This window comes from Methylobacterium fujisawaense (assembly GCF_039619325.1).
GTDB classification, from domain to species: Bacteria; Pseudomonadota; Alphaproteobacteria; order Rhizobiales; family Beijerinckiaceae; genus Methylobacterium; species Methylobacterium fujisawaense.
In genome coordinates this window covers 6,296,822-6,312,845 of sequence record NZ_CP155000.1, presented here as the reverse complement: position 1 = coordinate 6,312,845, position 16,024 = coordinate 6,296,822, and the positions used below count along the sequence as shown (strand labels likewise).

15 protein-coding genes and 1 tRNA gene are annotated in these 16,024 nt (G+C 68.7%); 2 read left to right on the top strand and 14 right to left on the bottom strand.

The window, feature by feature from the left end:
* Position 1 precedes the first annotated feature (1 nt).
* The 12 genes from nuoL to ABC766_RS30080 form a co-directional block, all read right to left on the bottom strand.
* Complete coding sequence (nuoL, locus tag ABC766_RS30135; RefSeq protein WP_043381907.1) at positions 2-2,110, bottom strand: NADH-quinone oxidoreductase subunit L; 2,109 nt, start codon at positions 2,108-2,110, stop codon at positions 2-4.
* An 82-nt stretch (positions 2,111-2,192) separates the two neighbouring features.
* A complete protein-coding gene (nuoK, locus tag ABC766_RS30130) occupies positions 2,193-2,498 on the bottom strand; it encodes an NADH-quinone oxidoreductase subunit NuoK (RefSeq protein ID WP_043351891.1) in 306 nt (101 codons plus the stop codon).
* A gap of 22 nt (positions 2,499-2,520) precedes the next feature.
* Positions 2,521-3,141 carry an NADH-quinone oxidoreductase subunit J gene (locus tag ABC766_RS30125; protein WP_043354219.1) on the bottom strand — a complete coding sequence of 207 codons (621 nt, stop codon included), beginning with the start codon at positions 3,139-3,141 and terminating at the stop codon, positions 2,521-2,523.
* A 219-nt stretch (positions 3,142-3,360) separates the two neighbouring features.
* A complete protein-coding gene (nuoI, locus tag ABC766_RS30120; protein ID WP_043354217.1) occupies positions 3,361-3,849 on the bottom strand; it encodes an NADH-quinone oxidoreductase subunit NuoI in 489 nt (162 codons plus the stop codon).
* A 28-nt stretch (positions 3,850-3,877) separates the two neighbouring features.
* Positions 3,878-4,900, bottom strand: coding sequence for an NADH-quinone oxidoreductase subunit NuoH (gene nuoH / locus ABC766_RS30115; protein ID WP_043354215.1), 1,023 nt, complete (start codon positions 4,898-4,900; stop codon positions 3,878-3,880).
* A 10-nt stretch (positions 4,901-4,910) separates the two neighbouring features.
* Positions 4,911-6,992, bottom strand: a complete 2,082-nt coding sequence (gene nuoG / locus ABC766_RS30110) for an NADH-quinone oxidoreductase subunit NuoG (RefSeq protein WP_345820227.1) — start codon at positions 6,990-6,992, stop codon at positions 4,911-4,913.
* 192 nt (positions 6,993-7,184) lie between these two features.
* A complete protein-coding gene (gene nuoF / locus ABC766_RS30105; protein ID WP_043353978.1) occupies positions 7,185-8,486 on the bottom strand; it encodes an NADH-quinone oxidoreductase subunit NuoF in 1,302 nt (433 codons plus the stop codon).
* 9 nt (positions 8,487-8,495) lie between these two features.
* Entirely contained in the window at positions 8,496-9,857 is a 1,362-nt protein-coding gene (nuoE, locus tag ABC766_RS30100) for an NADH-quinone oxidoreductase subunit NuoE (RefSeq protein ID WP_345820226.1), read from the bottom strand.
* A gap of 9 nt (positions 9,858-9,866) precedes the next feature.
* Positions 9,867-11,057 carry an NADH-quinone oxidoreductase subunit D gene (locus tag ABC766_RS30095; protein ID WP_043353981.1) on the bottom strand — a complete coding sequence of 397 codons (1,191 nt, stop codon included), beginning with the start codon at positions 11,055-11,057 and terminating at the stop codon, positions 9,867-9,869.
* Positions 11,058-11,073: 16 nt separating this feature from the next.
* Positions 11,074-11,721 (bottom strand): NADH-quinone oxidoreductase subunit C, encoded by a 648-nt coding sequence (locus ABC766_RS30090; protein WP_043381896.1) that lies wholly within the window; start codon positions 11,719-11,721, stop codon positions 11,074-11,076.
* A gap of 9 nt (positions 11,722-11,730) precedes the next feature.
* Complete coding sequence (locus ABC766_RS30085; protein WP_043353985.1) at positions 11,731-12,330, bottom strand: NuoB/complex I 20 kDa subunit family protein; 600 nt, start codon at positions 12,328-12,330, stop codon at positions 11,731-11,733.
* Between the two features lie 42 nt (positions 12,331-12,372).
* Positions 12,373-12,738 (bottom strand): NADH-quinone oxidoreductase subunit A, encoded by a 366-nt coding sequence (locus tag ABC766_RS30080; RefSeq protein ID WP_007560754.1) that lies wholly within the window; start codon positions 12,736-12,738, stop codon positions 12,373-12,375.
* Between the two features lie 363 nt (positions 12,739-13,101).
* On the opposite strand from ABC766_RS30080, the gene ABC766_RS30075 reads away from it, so the two are divergent.
* Positions 13,102-13,178 (top strand) — tRNA-Asp (locus tag ABC766_RS30075).
* Between the two features lie 97 nt (positions 13,179-13,275).
* Here the strand turns inward: ABC766_RS30075 and ABC766_RS30070 are convergent.
* Complete coding sequence (locus tag ABC766_RS30070) at positions 13,276-14,187, bottom strand: EamA family transporter (protein WP_345820224.1); 912 nt, start codon at positions 14,185-14,187, stop codon at positions 13,276-13,278.
* 29 nt (positions 14,188-14,216) lie between these two features.
* Positions 14,217-14,504, bottom strand: a complete 288-nt coding sequence (locus ABC766_RS30065) for a DUF1127 domain-containing protein (protein WP_345820223.1) — start codon at positions 14,502-14,504, stop codon at positions 14,217-14,219.
* A 126-nt stretch (positions 14,505-14,630) separates the two neighbouring features.
* Between ABC766_RS30065 and ABC766_RS30060 the strand changes: the two genes are divergently transcribed.
* Complete coding sequence (locus tag ABC766_RS30060) at positions 14,631-16,022, top strand: PLP-dependent aminotransferase family protein (protein WP_345820221.1); 1,392 nt, start codon at positions 14,631-14,633, stop codon at positions 16,020-16,022.
* The last annotated feature ends 2 nt before the right edge of the window (positions 16,023-16,024 follow it).

Sequence of the window (16,024 nt, the reverse complement as noted above, 5' to 3'; positions counted from 1 at the left end):
GTCAGTGAGCCCCCTTGGGCAGGCCGGACATCAGGTACCAGCTGATCAGGCCGGCGACGCCGATGAGCATCACGAAGGCGTAGTGGTAGACGTAGCCGGTCTGGAGCCGGACCACGCCGCGGGTCACGTCCACGACGCGCGCCGCGATGCCGTTCGGCCCGAGGCCGTCGATGATCCGTCCGTCGCCCTGCTTCCAGAGGAACAGGCCGAAATCCTTGGCCGGGCGGACGAAGATCCGGTCGTAGATCTCGTCGAAGTACCACTTGTTGAGCAGGAACCGGTACAGCGACGGCTGCTGCGCGGCGAGCTCGCCGGGCAGCTCCGGCCGGCGGATGTACATCCAGTAGGCCAGGACGAAGCCGAGGATCAGCATGATCAACGGGGAGTAGGAGACCAGCGCCGGGACCTCGTGGATCTCGTGCATGATGTGGTTGTTCGGCCCGTGCGCCAGGGCGTGGCCCCAGAACGCGTCCATCCCCTCGCCGATGAAGCGGTCGTGGAAGATGATCCCGGCGAACAGCGCGCCGAAGGCGAGGATCGCCAGCGGGATCGTCATCACCAGCGGGCTCTCGTGGGGCGTGTGGTCACCGTGGTGGCCGTGCCCGTGATGGTCGTCGGCGACGAGGTCGCTCCTGTGGGCCGGCTCGATGTCGTGGCCGTGATCGTCGTGGGCCGCGCCCTCGGTGTGACCGGGCAGGCCGTCGGCCTCGTGCGCCAGGGTGGAATGCGCCACCGCGGGAGCGTCGTGATGGTCGTGCGCGGCATGCGCACCCCAGCGGGCCGGTCCCTCGAAGGTCATGAAGAACAGGCGCCAGGAGTAGAACGAGGTGAAGAACGCCGCCACCACGACGCACAGGAAGGCGAGCGTGTGGCCCGGCCGGGTCGAGGCGTAGGCGGCCTCGATGATCGCGTCCTTCGAGTAGTAGCCGGCCGTGTAGGGGAAGCCGATCAGCGCGAGGGAGCCGATCGCCATCATGGCGCTGGTATAGGGGATGTAACGGCGCAGGCCGCCCATGTTCCGCATGTCCTGCTCGTGGTGCATCGCGTGGATGACCGAGCCGGCCCCGAGGAACAGCAGCGCCTTGAAGAAGGCGTGGGTGAACAGGTGGAACACGCCGGCCGAATAGGCGCCGACGCCGAGCGCCACGAACATGTAGCCGAGCTGCGAGCAGGTCGAGTAGGCGATCACCCGCTTGATGTCGTTCTGCACGAGGCCGATCGTTGCCGCGAAGAACGCCGTGATGCCGCCGATCACCGTCACGACGATGAGCGCGTTCGGCGCTTCCTCGAAGAGCGGCGACAGGCGGGCGACCATGAACACGCCTGCGGTCACCATGGTGGCGGCGTGGATCAGCGCCGAGACCGGGGTCGGGCCCTCCATGGCGTCCGGCAGCCACGTGTGCAGCAGGAACTGCGCCGACTTGCCCATGGCGCCCATGAACAGGAGCAGGCAGGCGAGCGTCAGGGCGTTCCAGTCGTAGCCGAGGAAGTGGAAGGAGAGCGTCTTGATCGCGTCGACCTTGTCGAAGATCGCGTCGAACGCCACCGAGCCGGTGAGGACGAAGGTCAGGAAGATGCCCAGCGAGAAGCCGAAATCGCCGACGCGGTTGACGATGAACGCCTTCATGGCGGCGGCGTTGGCCGAGGGCTTCTCGTACCAGAAGCCGATCAGCAGGTAGGAGGCGAGGCCCACGCCCTCCCAGCCGAAGAACATCTGCACGAGGTTGTCGGCCGTCACCAGCATCAGCATGGCGAAAGTGAACAGCGACAGGTAGGCGAAGAAGCGCGGCCGGTGCGGGTCCTCCTCCATGTAGCCCACGGAGTAGAGGTGCACGAGGGTCGAGACGGTGGTGACCACCACCAGCATCACCCGCGTCAGGGTGTCGACCTTGAAGGCCCAGTCGACCTGGAGGTCGCCGGCCGCGAACCAGGAGGCGACCTGCACGCGCTCGGCCGGACCGCCGTCGATGAACACGCCCCAGGCGATCAGCGCCGTGAAGGCGAGGAAGGATGTGGTGATGTACTCACAGGCCCGCGCCCCGATGTACCGGCCGAACAGGCCGGCGATCAGGAAGCCGATGAGCGGGAAGAAGACGATCGCGTGATACATCGCTCTATTGCAGTCCGTCCTCCGGGCCGACCGCGGGGCGGCGGCGTCCGGATGTCACTCGGGGCGCGCGAAGAAGAAGGCCCTAGCCCTTCATCATGCTGACGTCTTCCACCGCGATCGACCCGCGATTGCGGAAGAACACCACGAGGATGGCGAGGCCGATCGCCGATTCGGCGGCCGCCACGGTCAGCACGAACAGGGCGAAGACCTGTCCGGTGATGTCGTTGAGCTGCGTCGAGAAGGCGACGAGGTTGATATTGACCGAGAGCAGGATCAGCTCGATCGACATCAGGATGACGATGATGTTCTTGCGGTTGATGAAGATGCCGAGCACGCCGAGCGTGAACAGGATCGCCGCGACGGTGAGGTAGTGGCTCAGGCCGATCATCGTTCGAAACCTCCGGCGGACATCAGACCTCGACACCCTGGCGCGACGGGACCTTGCGGGTCTCAACAGCCATGGCCTGGGTGCGGGCGTTCTGGACCGCGATGTCCTGGCGCTTCACGCCCGGCCGGTCGCGGAGCGTCAGCACGATGGCGCCGATCATCGCCACCAGCAGGATCAGGCCGGCGAGCTGAAAGAAGTAGGCGTAGTCGGTGTAGAGCACCCGGCCGAGCGCCTGGGCGTTGGTGAGGTTCTCGGCCGACGCGACGTTGCCGAGGGGCGCCTGGACGAGGCCCGGATCGATGCTCCAGGAGCCCACCACCAGCAACAGCTCCACGAGGAAGATCGCCCCGATCAGGCCGCCGATCGGCAGGTATTGCTGGAAGCCCTGGCGCAGCTCGGCGAAATCGACGTCGAGCATCATCACCACGAACAGGAACAGCACCGCCACCGCGCCCACGTAGACGACCACGAGGATCATCGCGAGGAACTCGGCGCCCATCAGGACGAACAGCCCGGCGGCGTTCACGAAGGCGAGGATCAGGAACAGCACCGAGGCTACGGGATTGCGCGAGGCGATCACCATGAAGCCCGACGCGACCGTGACGCTCGCGAACAGGTAGAAGAAGGCGGCTGCTGCGGTCATGCGCTGATCGGGATCGGCCGCCGGAGCGGCCCCTTCTGCCGTGCGTTGAAACGGTCCGCAGCGGGCGGCCCGTCTATAGAACCCGGTCGGCGGGGGCACAACAGCGCCTCCGTCATGTCTCGCGCATCGTCATGGACAACGGGACCGGGACGATGCGCCATCCCCTTGCGACTCACCGCCTTCTTGCGAAAGCAGGTGGCCGCCTTTCGGGACGATGCGTCAGCGATACGGTGCGTCCATCGCGATGTTGCGGGCGATCTCGCGTTCCCAGCGGTCACCGTTCAGCAGGAGCTTCTGCTTGTCGTAGAGCAGTTCCTCACGGGTCTCGACCGAGAACTCGAAATTCGGCCCCTCGACGATCGCATCCACCGGGCAGGCCTCCTGGCACATGCCGCAATAGATGCACTTCACCATGTCGATGTCGTAGCGCGTCGTGCGGCGGGTGCCGTCATTCCGGCGGGGGCCCGCCTCGATGGTGATGGCCTGCGCCGGGCAGATCGCCTCGCAGAGCTTGCAGGCGATGCAGCGCTCCTCGCCGTTGGGATAGCGGCGTAGGGCATGCTCACCCCGGAAGCGCGGGCCGCGATGGCCCATCTCGAAGGGGTAGTTGATCGTGGCCTTCGGCTTGAAGAAGTAGCGCATGCCGAGGACCATCCCCGACACGAACTCTTTCAGCAGAAGGCTTTTGGCGACCTGATCGAGCTTCATGCCCGGATCTCCGATTCGACGAGTGGGCTCAGGCGCCCGGCGCGAGGCCGGTCAGCTTGAGCACGAAGGCGACGACGACGACCGAGACCAGCGAGATCGGCAGGAAGACCTTCCAGCCGAGGCGCATGAGCTGATCGTAGCGGTAGCGGGGGACGATGGATTTCACCATCGCGAACAGAAAGAACAGGAAGCTCGCCTTCAGGACGAACCAGATCACGCCGGGAACCCAGGTAAAGGGCGCAAAGGGGATCGGCGAGAGCCAGCCGCCCAGGAACAGGATGGTTCCGAGCGCGCACATGCTCATGATGGCGACGTACTCGCCCAGCATGAACAGCAGGTACGGGGTCGAGGAATACTCGACCATGTAGCCGGCCACGAGTTCCGATTCGGCCTCCGGCAGGTCGAAGGGCGGGCGGTTCGTCTCGGCGAGCGCCGAGATGAAGAACACCACGAACATCGGGAACAGCCACAGCCAGTACCAGCCGAAGATCCCGAGGCTCGTGTCCTGCGCCATCACGATGCGGGAGAGGTTGAGCGAGCCGGCGCAGAGCAGCACGCAGATGATCACGAAGCCGAGGGAGACCTCGTAGGAGATCATCTGCGCCGCCGAGCGGAGCGCCCCGAGGAAGGCGTATTTCGAGTTCGACGCCCAGCCGCCCATGATGACGCCGTAGACCCCGAGCGACGAGATCGCGAAGATGTAGGTGATGCCGACATTGATGTCGGCGATCGCCCAGCCGTCGGCGAGCGGAATCACCGCCCAGCTCGACAGGGCGAGCATCGCGAAGACCAGCGGCGCCAGCAGGTAGATCGCCTTGTTGGCCCCGGCCGGGATCACCGGCTCCTTGAGCACGAACTTGATCAGGTCAGCAAAGGACTGGAACAGGCCGAAGGGTCCGACCACGTTCGGCCCGCGCCGAAGTTGCACCGCCGCCCAGATCTTCCGGTCGGCGAGCAGCGCATAGGCGATGAAGACGAGGAGCGCCGAGAGCAGCACGAAGCTCTTCAGCACGATCAGGAGCACGGTCCCGAGGATTTCGAGCGACGTCATCGGTGGGCTCCTACTCGGCCGCCGCGAGGGGCTGCGCCTCGGCGGCGCGCTCCCGGGCAAGGCGCGAGCACTCGGCGAGGATCCGCGAGGCGCGGGCGATCGGGTTGGTGAGGTAGAAGTCGGTCACGGGCGAAGCGAAGGCCGGCCCGCCGGTCGCGCTGCCGAGACGGATCAGCTTCTCCGCCGCCTCCACGACGTCGCCCGGCTCCACGGCGCCGATCGCCGCGAAATGCGGGTGGGCGGCATAGAGCGCTTGGCGGAGCGCGGTGAGCGAATCGAAGGGCAGGCGCTTGCCGAGGACGTCCGACAGGGCGCGCAGGATCGCCCAGTCCTCGCGGGCGTCGCCCGGCGGGAAGGCGGCGCGGTTGCCCATCTGGACCCGGCCTTCCGTGTTCACCCAGGTCGCCGACTTCTCGCTGTAGGCGGCCCCCGGCAGGATCACGTCGGCGCGGGAGGCGCCGCGGTCGCCATGGCTGCCCTGGTAGATCACGAAGGCGCCCGGGGCGACGTCGCGCTCGTCGGCGCCGAGGTTGAACAGGACGTCCAGCGCGCCCGACTCCAGCATCTGCGCGAAGGTCAGGCCGCCCTCCCCCGGCACGAAGCCGAGATCGAGCGCACCGACGCGGGCAGCGGCCGTGTGCAGCACGCCGAAGCCGTTCCACTCGGCCGAGATCGCGCCGATCGACTTCGCCAGCGACGCCGCCGCGGCCAGGACGCCCGGCTCGGCATGGGCGCCGACGAGGACGAGCGGCGCCTTGGCCTCCTTGAGGACGTCGAGGAAGCTGTGCTCGCCGCGGGCGAGCGCCGCCAGCGAGTCGGGGCCGGCGCCGATATAATGGCTCGGATAGGTCAGATCGACCGGCTCCCCGATCACGCCCAGCGCCAGCGGCGCCATGCGCCAGCGCTTGCGGATGCGGACATTGAGCAGCGAGGCCTCGGTGCGCGGGTTGGCGCCGACGATCAGGATCGCGTCCGCCGCCTCGATGCCCGGAATGGTCGGGTTGAAGATGTAGGAGGCGCGGCCGAGCGCCGGGTCGAGCCCGGCATCGGTCTGGCGGCAATCGAGGTTCGGCGAGCCGAGGCTCTTGATCAGCTCGCGGAGCGCGAACATCTCCTCGACGCCCGCGAGATCGCCGACCACGGCGCCGATGCGCTTCGGATCCGCCCCCTTCACCTTGGCGGCGATCGCCTGGAACGCCTCACCCCAGGAGGCGGGCCGCAGCCGGCCGTTCTCGCGCAGGTAGGGCCGGTCGAGGCGCTGCATCCGCAGCCCGTCGATGTGGTAGCGGGTCTTGTCGGAGATCCACTCCTCGTTGATCTCCTCGCTGATCCGCGGCTCGATCTGCATGACCTCGCGGCCGCGGGTGTCGATGCGGATCGCCGAGCCGACCGCGTCCATCACGTCGACCGACTCGGTCTTGTTCAGCTCCCACGGCCGGACGTTGTAGCTCTGCGGCCGGTGCACGAGGGCGCCGACCGGGCAGAGATCTGCGACGTTGCCCTGGAGCTCCGAGGCCATCGACTGCTCGAGGTAGCTCGTGATCTCCATGTCCTCGCCGCGGCCGATGGCGCCGAGGTCGGGCACGCCCGCCACCTCAGCGAGGAAGCGCACGCAGCGGGTGCAGTGGATGCAGCGGTTCATCGCGGTCCGCACCAGCGGGCCGATATGCTTCTCCTCGACCGCCCGCTTGTTCTCCGTGTAGCGGGTCGAATCGACCCCGTAGGCCATGGCCTGGTCCTGCAGATCGCAATGGCCGCCCTGGTCGCAGATCGGGCAGTCGAGGGGGTGGTTGATGAGGAGGAACTCCATCACCCCCTCGCGGGCCTTCTTGGTGCCCTGCGAGCGAGTCAGCACCTCCGGCGGCTCGCCGTTCGGGCCAGGGCGGCAATCCTTCACCGCGTAGGCGCAGGAGGCCACGGGCTTGGGCGCGCCCTTCAGCTCGACGAGGCACATGCGGCAATTGCCGGCGATCGACAGGCGCTCGTGGAAGCAGAAGCGCGGGATCTCGGCCCCTGCGGCCTCGCAGGCCTGGAGCAGCGTGTAATCGGCGGGGACGTCAACCTCGGTGCCGTCGACGAGGATTTTTGTCATCGGATCGTCTCGTAAACTGGCCCAAACGCACGAGGCCGGATCCCACCCGCACCCTCATCCTGAGGTGCGAGGCGCAGCCGAGCCTCGAAGGAGATGTCCAGCCCGCCTCGCGATCTCGGGAGGCCTCCTGCGAGGCCCGCCGACGCGGGCATCTCAGGCTGAGGCTGTGGGTTGGACACCGGCATAGCGCCTTTACTCCGCAGCCATCGGCACAGGCTCGCTGTGCGGGTTCGCGGTGTAGCGGTCGATGCGCTTCTCGATCTCGGGGCGGAAGTGCCGGATCAGGCCCTGGATCGGCCAGGCCGCCGCGTCGCCGAGCGCGCAGATCGTGTGACCCTCGATCTGCTTGGTCACCTCGAACAGCATGTCGATCTCGCGCTTCTGGGCGCGGCCCTCGGTCATGCGCTGCATCACCCGCCACATCCAGCCCGTGCCCTCCCGGCACGGCGTGCACTGGCCGCAGGATTCGTGCTTGTAGAAGTACGAGATCCGGGTGATCGCCGCGACGATGTCGGTGGACTTGTCGAGCACGATCACCGCTGCAGTGCCCAGGCCGGAGCCGAGGTTGCGCAGGGTGTCGAAATCCATCTTCGCGTCGATGATTTGTTCCGCGGGAACAAGGGGGACTGAGGATCCGCCCGGGATGGAACACAAAAGATTGTCCCAGCCGCCGCGCATGCCGCCGCAATGACGGTCGATCAGCTCCCGGAAGGTGATGCCCAGCTCCTCCTCGACGTTGCACGGCTTGTTGACGTGCCCGGAGACGCAGAAGAGCTTGGTGCCGGTGTTGTTCTTGCCGCCCAGGCCCGCGAACCACGCGCCGCCCCGGCGCAGGATCGTGCCGGCAACCGCGATCGACTCGACGTTGTTCACCGTCGTGGGGCAGCCGTAGAGGCCCATATTGGCCGGGAACGGCGGCTTCAGCCGCGGCATCCCCTTCTTGCCCTCCAGGCTCTCGATGAGCGCGGTCTCCTCGCCGCAGATATAGGCGCCGGCGCCGTGGTGGACGTAGATGTCGAACGGGTAGTCGTGCACGTTCGACTGGCCGACGAGGCGGGCCGCGTAGGCCTCGTCCACGGCCTTCTGGAGGGCGTGCTTCTCGGCGACGTACTCGCCGCGGATGTAGACGTAGCAGGCATGCGCGTTCATCGCGAAGCAGGCCAGCATGCAGCCCTCGATCAGGAGATGCGGGTCGTGCCGCATGATCTCCCGGTCCTTGCAGGTGCCCGGCTCGGACTCGTCGGCGTTGACCACGAGGTAGTGCGGACGCCCGTCGGACTTCTTGGGCATGAAGGACCATTTGAGGCCGGTGGGGAAGCCCGCGCCGCCGCGGCCGCGCAGGCCAGAGGCCTTCATCTCCTCGATGATCCAGTCGCGGCCCTGTTCCAGCAGGAACTTGGTCCCGTCCCAGGCGCCACGCTTCTTGGCGGCGTCCAGGCCCGGCGAGTGGAGCCCGTAGAGGTTGGTGAAGATGCGATCCTGATCCGACAGCATGTCAGGTCCTCACTGAGCCGGCGCCGACAGGGCCTTGGCCTGCCCCACCCAGTTCTCCCGGTCGATGCGACCCGGGAACGCGAGGTAGGTGCCGACCCAGGTGATCTCGTCGCGGGACCACGCGGCGATCTGGTCGAAATGGTAGATGCCGAGCCCGTTCAGGCGCTGGCTGTTGCCCGGGCCGACGCCCGTGATGCGCGTCAGATCGTCCGGCTTCCCGGCGCGGGCGGCGTCGAGGCCCGGCGGGCGCTTGCCCACGGCGTCGGCCTTCCGCTCCGGGCTCGCATCCTTCGGCAGGGCCGCGAGGGCGCCGGCGATGCGGGCTTCCTCGGCCTCGGCCGCGACTTCGCCCGCGCTAGCGCCCGACGCTTCCGGCTGCTGCGGGACGGCGTCGCGCGCCGGCACGTCCTGATGGCCCTGGTCGCCGGCGGCGGGCTCGCCCTCGGCGACACGCTTGGCCGGCGAATCGAGCACGTCCGCGTCGCCCGGCCGGGCGGAGCCGTGCTTCGCGGTGGACCGGCCGCGCTCGGCCGCGTCGGCGCGATCCTCCGCCTTGACCGGCGTCTCGCCGTTGGCGGCGCGCTGGGCCGGCGCGTCGGAGGCCGGACGCTCGATCGGCCGGCCGGCATCGGGCCGCGCCGGCTTCGGGTTCTCGGCGGCCTGCTGCGTTCCGGAGGCCGCCTCGCCGGTCTGGGCGGCCGGCGCCTCGACCTTTCCGGCCTCCTCGAAGCGCTTGCGCCACGCGCCGACGCGCGAGCCGTCGAACAGGGTCGGGTCGGTGAGCGTGTTCACGGCGCCCTGGGGCTCGGACGAGACGCGCCCGGTCTGCGAGCCGACCTTCACGGGCCGTCCGGCGGCGAGGTCGTCCATCAGCTGGCCGAGGGATTCGGGCGTCAGGTCCTCGTAGTAATCCTGATTGATCTGCACCATCGGCGCGTTGCAGCAGGCGCCCAGGCACTCGACCTCGAGCCACGAGAAGGTGCCGTCCGCCGAGACGTGGCCGGGGGGGCCGAGCCGGGCCTGCAGCATCGCCTTGAGACCCCGCGCGCCGCAGGAATCGCACGGCACCGTGCCGCAGACCTGGATCCAGAAGCGACCCACGGGCTCGAGAGCGAACATCGTGTAGAAGGTGGCTACCTCCAGCACGCGGATGTTCGGCATGCCGAGCTCGGCCGCCACCGCCTCGATGGCCGCCCGCGGCAGCCAGCCGCCGTTCTGCTCCTGCGCCCGCCACAGGAGCGAGATCACCGCGGAGGCCTGACGGCCTTCCGGGTATTTGGCGATCTGGGTCTTGGCCCACTCGGCGTTCTCGGGGGAGAACGCGAAGCTCTCGGGCTGCTCCGAGGCGGGGGCGAGTCTGCGGTTTGCCATCGCTCTAACTTACCGATCCACTTCGCCGAACACGATGTCGAGCGTGCCGAGCACGCAGGACACGTCGGCCAGCAGGTGCCCGCGGCACATCCAGTCCATCGCCTGAAGATGCGCGAAGCCCGGCGCGCGGATCTTGCAGCGATACGGCTTGTTGGTTCCATCCGACACGAGATAGACGCCGAACTCGCCCTTCGGCGCTTCCACGGCGGCGTAGACCTCGCCCTCGGGCACGTGGAAGCCCTCGGTGTAGAGCTTGAAGTGGTGGATGAGCGCCTCCATCGAGCGCTTCATCTCCCGACGCGGCGGCGGGGCGAACTTGCCGTCGACCGAGGCGATCGGCCCCTGACCGGCGGGCTCGCGCAGCTTGGCGACGCATTGCTTCATGATGCGCACGGACTGACGCATCTCCTCCATGCGGATCACCTGGCGATCGTAGGTGTCGCCGTTCTTTCCGACGGGGATGTCGAACTCCATCTCCTCGTAGCACTCGTAGGGCTGCGCCTTGCGCAGGTCCCAGGGAATCCCTGAGCCGCGCACCATCACGCCCGAGAAGCCCCACTCCATCGCCTCGTCCACCGACACGATGCCGATGTCGACGTTGCGCTGCTTGAAGATGCGGTTGGCCATGACGAGGTCGTCGAGATCCTGGACGACCTGCAGGAACGGGTCGCAGAACGCGTCGATGTCGTCGATCAGCTTCGGCGGCAGGTCCTGGTGGACGCCGCCGGGCCGGAAGTAGTTGGCGTGGAGCCGGGCGCCGGAGGCCCGCTCGTAGAAGATCATCAGCTTCTCGCGCTCCTCGAAGCCCCAGAGCGGGGGCGTGAGGGCGCCGACATCCATCGCCTGCGTGGTGACGTTGAGGAGGTGCGACAGCAGGCGGCCGATCTCGCAGAACAGCACGCGGATCAGCTGCGCGCGGCGCGGCACCTCGATCCCGGCGAGCCTCTCGATCGCCAGGCAGAAGGCGTGCTCCTGGTTCATCGGCGACACGTAGTCGAGCCGGTCGAAATAGGGCGTCGCCTGCAGGTAGGTCTTGTACTCGATGAGCTTCTCGGTGCCGCGGTGGAGCAGCCCGATATGCGGATCGACCCGCTCGACCACCTCGCCGTCGAGTTCCAGCACGAGGCGCAGCACGCCGTGCGCGGCCGGGTGCTGCGGGCCGAAGTTGATCGCGAAGTTGCGGATGTTGTGTTCGGTCACGGGCGGTCTCCGCGGCTCATGCCGACGTCTTCTCGTCGCCCGGCAGCACGTAGTCGGTGCCTTCCCACGGGGACAAGAAGTCGAAGTTCCGGAATTCCTGCGTCAGCTGGACCGGCTCGTAGACCACCCGCGCCTGGTCCTGGTCGTAGCGGACCTCGACGAAGCCGGTCAGCGGGAAGTCCTTGCGCAGGGGATGCCCCTCGAAGCCGTAATCGGTGAGCAGGCGGCGCAGGTCGGGATGGCCCGAGAACAGGATCCCGTAGAGGTCGTAGGTCTCGCGCTCGTACCAGTTGGCGGCGGGGAACACCTCGATCACCGACGGGACGGGGGTCACCTCGTCGGTCTGCACCTTCACCCGGATGCGCAGGTTATGGCGCAGGGAGAGCAGGTGATAGACCACGTCGAAGCGCTTCTCGCGCTGCGGGTAGTCCACGCCGCAAATGTCGATGAAGTTGCGGAAGGCGCACGCCGGATCATCGCGCAGGTAGGTCAGCGCGTAGACGATGTCGGAGGCCTGGACCACCAGCGTCAGCTCGCCGAACGCGATGGTGTGGGACACCACCGCGGGCCCGAGGGCGCCGGTGACCCGCTCGGCCAAGGCCGCGACGGCGTCGGCGCCGTAGGCCGGCTGGGTATGGGGCAGGATCGAGATGCCGTTCGTCATGGCCGCTCCTCAGCGCTCGATCGTGCCGGTCCGGCGGATCTTCTTCTGCAGCAGCAGCACGCCGTAGAGCAGCGCCTCGGCGGTGGGCGGGCAGCCGGGCACGTAGATGTCCACCGGCACCACCCGGTCGCAGCCGCGCACCACCGAATAGGAATAGTGGTAGTAGCCGCCGCCGTTGGCGCAGGAACCCATGGAGATGACGTAGCGGGGCTCCGGCATCTGGTCGTAGACCTTGCGCAGCGCCGGGGCCATCTTGTTGGTCAGCGTGCCGGCGACGATCATCACGTCGGACTGGCGGGGCGAGCCGCGGGGCGCGAAGCCGAACCGCTCGCAATCGTAGCGCGGCATCGACATCTGCATCATCTCGACCGCGCAGCAGGCGAGGCCGAAGGTCATCCACATCAGCGAGCCGGTGCGGGCCCAGTTGATCAGCTCGTCCGTGGTGGTCAGCAGGAAGCCTCGATCGGCCAACTCGTCGCTGATCGACAGAAAGGTCGGATCGTCCGCGCCGATCGGACGGCCGGTGTTGGGATCGATGATCCCCTTCGGCTGGGGCGCGATCGCGGGGGCGCGGGACAGGGCGCGGTTCGTGTCGGTGATCAGGGCCATCGGCGACTCAGGAATGCAATGCGGGCGGCGAGCGGCGGGGCATCAATCCCATTCGAGGGCGCCCTTGCGCCACTCGTAGACGAAGCCGACGGTCAACACGCCCAGGAAGACGATCATCGACCAGAAGCCGAACCAGCCCAGATCCCCGAAGGTGATCGCCCAGGGGAAGAGGAACGCGACCTCGAGGTCGAAGATGATGAACAGGATGGCGACAAGGTAGAAGCGCACGTCGAACTTCATGCGGGCGTCGTCGAACGCGTTGAAGCCGCACTCGTAGGCCGAAAGCTTCTCGGGATCGGGGCTCTTGAAGGCGACCAGGAAGGGGACGACCAGCAGCGCGGTGGCGATGAACAACGCCACGCCGATGAACACGATGAGCGGCAGGTAATCCGCCAACAATCCGGTCATGCCAGGGCCTCGCGAGAGGAGTGAAACCGCGGTGCGACGCCGACCCGGATCCGCCCGTGGAATTGTTCTTATGCCAGGATGCGCGCGGCCGGAGGCTTAGTCGAGCCGCCGGCCCGTGACAATGGCTTGTCGCGTCGCACAAAGCGCACTGTCAGCCGTCTTGTCAGTCATGTCCAAGATGGGCTTGCGCGGCGCTGGCGCAACACGGCGGAAGCGCGCAGGCCCCGAGTCGGGGTGCCTCGCCGCGTTCCTCAGTCGACGCGCATGCGAATCCGCGCCGGATGCGCTTGACAGGGCCCGAAGCGCCCCATAAACCCCGCCCCGTCGCCGGGCAAAACGCCCCCTCCGAAGCGACCACGCCGTGCGGGCGTAGCTCAGTTGGTTAGAGTGCCGGCCTGTCACGCCGGAGGTCGCGGGTTCGAGCCCCGTCGCCCGCGCCACGTCCCTTCTTCAACATTTGTCGGTCCGATCTCGCAAGAGCGAGGACGCTTGTCATGAGCGGCAGGTCTGCGCGGCGCATGCGGCGGGACTTTGGCGTCAGGGCTGCGGAGCATCCGCCGCGGGGCCGAGGGCGTCCCGCCCTGAGGACCGGACGGCGGACCGGCCGCCCCTGAGACTCAACGCGATCCCGATCAGGATGAGGCTGCCACCGACCAGGATGTCGGCGCTCAGCGGCTCGCCCAGGACGAGATGTGTGCTCAGGATGCCGGCCACCGGCACCAGCAGGGCGAAGGGCGTCACGGCGGCCGCCGGGTAGCGGGTCAGGAGCCCGTTCCAGAGGCCGAAGGCGAGGAGCGTCGTCGGGTAGGCCTGGAACGCGACCGATCCGATCGCCGCCCAATTCGGATGTTCCAGCGCCGCCAGGGCGCCCGGTCCCTCGATGATCAGCGACAGGATCAGGAGCGGCGGCGTGGTGGCGAGGCTGCCCCAGACCATCAGAGCCAGCATGTCGACCCGGCCGATCCGCTTCACGATGACGTTCGCGCAGGCCCAGGACAGGGCCGCGCCGACGACCAGGAGCAATGGGCCCGGCGGGGCGCCCCCGCTCCGCTCGAGCGCCACCGCGGCGACGCCGAGGAGCGCGATCCCGCCCCCCACCACCTGAAGGCCGCGCGGGCGCTCCTTCTGCACCGCCCAGGCGAGCGCCACGGTGAGCGGCACCTGGACCTGGATCAGCAGCGACGACAGCCCGGCCGGCATCCCGAAGCGGATGGCGGTCATGAGCAGCCCGAACTGGCCGACCCCGAGGGCGAGCCCGAATCCGGCCACCAGGGCCATGGGGGCCCGGGGCGGCCGGATCACCAGCGCCGCCGGCAGGGCCGCGAAGCCGAAGCGCAGGGCACACAGCATCAGCGGCGGCACCGTCTCGAGGCCGGCCTTGATGGCCACGAAGGCCAGCCCGAGGATCGTGACCACCAGGATTGCGGCGAGCCCGTCGCGCAGCGTCATGGGCGGATCCTACGCCGCACGCGGCCGCGTCACCACCGCCGCGCCGCCACCCGTGCCTGGCGGCGCTCGTCGCGGCGGCCGATCAGCCGATGGATCGCGTCGCCGGTGCCCGGAACGCAGGCATCCGCCACGTCCTGGCGCGTCAACCCGATATCCTTCAGCTCCCGGTCCGACAGGGTCGACAGGCGGTGGAGCACGCGGCGGTTCATGGCCGCCCGCGACAGGCCGGCGCGGATCTCGGCGGCGAGGGCGAGGACGGTTCCGGCCATCCGGGCGAGCCGCCCGGTCCGGGCCTCGAGGGTGGCGGTTTCGGTCATGCACGGGTTCATGGATCCCCTCCTCCATCGTTCCGGGGCGGGGCGATCCTGGCGCCGCGGGGCTGGCGGCGACAGGAACACTTCGGTACGGTTCCGAAAAATTGTCCGGACGAAAGAGCAGTACGGATGGCGGTCGCAGTCAGAAGTCCCGGGACGCGCGTCGAGGCCGTGGTCGGCGAGATCCGGGAGCGGATCGCGGCGCGGCGGCTGGTTCCGGGCGTGCGGATCCCGTCGGTGCGGGCCTTTGCGGAGACGATGGGCGTCTCGAAATCCACGGTCGTGGAAGCCTACGAGCGCCTCGCCGCCGAGGGCGCCGTGGTGGCGCGGCCGGGCTCGGGCTTCTACGTCGCCGGCAAGACGCGGCCGCTCTCGCTCCAGGCGATGGGGCCGCGGCTCGACCGGATCGTCGACCCGCTCTGGATCACCCGGCAGGCGCAGCAGGCCGGCTCGGATCAGCTGAAGCCCGGGGCCGGCTGGTTGCCCGATTCCTGGATGCCCCACGAGGCGATCCGCCGGGGCTTGCGCCGGGTGGCCCGGGCCGACCTCGCCGAGATGACCAATTACGACCGGCCCCTGGGCTACGCGCCCCTGCGCCACCAGATCGCCCGCAAGATCGGCGAGAAGGGCGTCGGCGCCGAGCCGGACCAGATCGTGCTGGTCGAATCGGCCACGCAGGCGCTGGACCTCGTCTGCCGCTTCCTGCTCCAGCCCGGCGACACCGTGCTGGTGGACGATCCCTGCTATTTCAACTTCCTGGCGCTGCTGCGCGCACAGCGCGTCGCGGTGGTCGGCGTGCCGATCACGCCGGAGGGGCCGGACCTGCGGGCGCTCGCGACCCTGCTGGAGCAGCACCGGCCGCGCTTCTACCTGACCAACGCCGCCCTCCAGAACCCGACGGGGGCGAGCCTCGCGCCGACCGTGGCGCACCGCCTGCTGAAGCTGTGCGAGGCGCACGACACGCTGATCGTGGAGGACGAGATCTTCGGCGACCTCGAACCCGAGGCGGCCCCGCGGCTCGCGGGCTTCGACGGGCTGGAGCGGGTGATCCAGATCGGCAGCTTCTCCAAGACCCTGTCGGCGGCGGCGCGCTGCGGCTGGATCGCGCTCCGGGCCGACTGGGTCGAGCCGCTGGTCGACCTCAAGCTGGCCCTCAGCCTCGGCAACGGACACATCACGGCCGCGCTGGTGCATGCGCTCATCACCGAGGGCGCCTACCGGCGGCACCTCGCCGAGACCCGCCGCCGGCTCGCCGGCGCGATGGTGCAGGCCGCCGCGGAGCTGCGCGCCTGCGGCCTGGAGACCTGGGCGCAGCCCCGGGGCGGCTTCTTCCTGTGGATGCGCCTGCCGGACGGGCGCGACGGGGCCGATGTCGCCCGCCGGGCGCTCGCCCGCGGCATGGTGCTGGCGCCGGGAACCTCGTTCAGCCTGTCGGATGCCTGGAACAGCTACATGCGCTTCAACGTCGCCCATTGCGCCGATCCGCGGATCCGCCCGATCCTGCGGGAGGCGCTGGGCTGAGC

What these genes read in the sequence shown, in the direction of transcription:
- nuoL (WP_043381907.1), bottom strand. Translation starts at nt 2,110, where the DNA reads ATGTATCACGCGATCGTCTTCTTCCCGCTCATCGGCTTCCTGATCGCC.
- ABC766_RS30080 (WP_007560754.1), bottom strand. Translation starts at nt 12,738, where the DNA reads ATGACCGGATTGTTGGCGGATTACCTGCCGCTCATCGTGTTCATCGGC.
- nuoI (WP_043354217.1), bottom strand. Translation starts at nt 3,849, where the DNA reads ATGAAGCTCGATCAGGTCGCCAAAAGCCTTCTGCTGAAAGAGTTCGTG.
- nuoF (WP_043353978.1), bottom strand. Translation starts at nt 8,486, where the DNA reads ATGCTGTCGGATCAGGATCGCATCTTCACCAACCTCTACGGGCTCCAC.
- ABC766_RS30070 (WP_345820224.1), bottom strand. Translation starts at nt 14,187, where the DNA reads ATGACGCTGCGCGACGGGCTCGCCGCAATCCTGGTGGTCACGATCCTC.
- nuoH (WP_043354215.1), bottom strand. Translation starts at nt 4,900, where the DNA reads ATGACGTCGCTCGAAATCCTCGGGACCGTGCTCCTGATCGTGCTGAAG.
- nuoE (WP_345820226.1), bottom strand. Translation starts at nt 9,857, where the DNA reads ATGGCAAACCGCAGACTCGCCCCCGCCTCGGAGCAGCCCGAGAGCTTC.
- ABC766_RS30085 (WP_043353985.1), bottom strand. Translation starts at nt 12,330, where the DNA reads ATGGCCCTGATCACCGACACGAACCGCGCCCTGTCCCGCGCCCCCGCG.
- ABC766_RS30125 (WP_043354219.1), bottom strand. Translation starts at nt 3,141, where the DNA reads ATGACCGCAGCAGCCGCCTTCTTCTACCTGTTCGCGAGCGTCACGGTC.
- nuoG (WP_345820227.1), bottom strand. Translation starts at nt 6,992, where the DNA reads ATGACAAAAATCCTCGTCGACGGCACCGAGGTTGACGTCCCCGCCGAT.
- ABC766_RS30090 (WP_043381896.1), bottom strand. Translation starts at nt 11,721, where the DNA reads ATGACGAACGGCATCTCGATCCTGCCCCATACCCAGCCGGCCTACGGC.
- nuoK (WP_043351891.1), bottom strand. Translation starts at nt 2,498, where the DNA reads ATGATCGGCCTGAGCCACTACCTCACCGTCGCGGCGATCCTGTTCACG.
- ABC766_RS30060 (WP_345820221.1), top strand. Translation starts at nt 14,631, where the DNA reads ATGGCGGTCGCAGTCAGAAGTCCCGGGACGCGCGTCGAGGCCGTGGTC.
- ABC766_RS30065 (WP_345820223.1), bottom strand. Translation starts at nt 14,504, where the DNA reads ATGACCGAAACCGCCACCCTCGAGGCCCGGACCGGGCGGCTCGCCCGG.